Consider the following 1337-nt stretch of genomic DNA (forward strand, 5'->3'; position numbering starts at 1 on the left):
GACACTATCCCAGGAAGTGTGTAAGTTTTAAATTGGAGGGTATGACTTTCGTTTAAAGTCTTACCCTGTCTTCAAATATAGTTAAAAATTGATTCAATATAATCCCCCAGTTTCTAATAGGCATTGTCCACTTTTTGGTAGCTTCTCTTAGAGCTAAGAAGGTAGCCTTCATAACAGCCTCATCTGTAGGGAATGATAGTTTGTTTTTGGTGTACTTTCTTATTTTTCCATTTAAATTTTCAATGAGATTTGTGGTGTAAATAATTTTTCTAATCTCAACAGGGAACTCATAGAACACTGTAAGCTCATCCCAGTTGTTTCTCCAGCTTTTTATAGCATAAGAATACTTGTGGTCCCATTTTTTAGCAAAGTCCTCTAAAGCGGCCTCTGCAGCACCTTTGGTGGGGGCTTCATAGATATTTTTCATATCATTGGTAAACTCCTTCTTATCCTTCCATACCACGTATTTAGTGGCATTACGGATTTGGTGTACTACACAAATTTGTGTTTTAGACTCTGGGAAAACATTTTTGATGGTATTGGTAAAACCGTTGAGATTATCGGTTGCAGTAATCAATAAATCTTGAACACCTCTGGCCTTGATATCTGTCAGCACACTCATCCAAAAAGCAGCTGATTCACTCTTTCCTAACCAAAGCCCTAAGACCTCTTTTTTTCCATCCCTTCTAAGACCTACAGCAATGTACATGGTCTTATTAATCACCTTTGAGTTTTCTCGGACTTTAAAGACAATCCCATCCATCCAAGTAATTAAATACACAGGTTCTAAGGGTCTGTTCTGCCAAGCAACAATATCATTGGTTACTTTGTCTGTAATGCGTGATATGGTAGATGTAGAGACATCAAATCCATAAACCTCTCGAACCTGTTCTTCGATATCTGAGTTGCTCATTCCTTTGGCGTAGAGGCTTATAATAACATTTTCCAACCCATCTACCATATTAGATCTTTTAGGAACCAGCATAGGGTTAAAACTAGCCTCTCGATCACGAGGCACCTTAATGTTGGTCTCTCCAAGAGCCGTCTTTATCTTTTTAGAATTGTACCCATTACGGGCATTACTATTAGGTGATTGCTGATGCTTGTCGTAATCAAGATGAGCATCAAGTTCTCCTTCTAGCATCTTCTCAATGCCTCGTTTTTGGATGTTTTTTAAAAATGAGGTCAGTTCGTCCCCAGACTTAAATTGCTTTAAAAACTCATCAGTAATAAGATCTTCTTTCTTCATAAGTGTGTAAAATTAAAAATTGCTTCAAAAAATATGGAGGGTTAACCCTCCATATTTTAAACTTTACACACTTTATGGGATACTCCCT

General features: G+C 37.2%; 1 protein-coding gene. It reads right to left on the reverse strand.

What is annotated here, in order from left to right; translation table 11 throughout:
* Positions 1 to 52 precede the first annotated feature (52 nt).
* Entirely contained in the window at positions 53 to 1249 is a 1197-nt protein-coding gene (locus I215_RS15560; protein ID WP_008992948.1) for an IS256 family transposase, read from the reverse strand.
* Between the last annotated feature and the right edge of the window lie 88 nt (positions 1250 to 1337).

This window comes from Galbibacter marinus, from assembly GCF_000300875.1.
Lineage (GTDB): Bacteria > Bacteroidota > Bacteroidia > Flavobacteriales > Flavobacteriaceae > Galbibacter > Galbibacter marinus.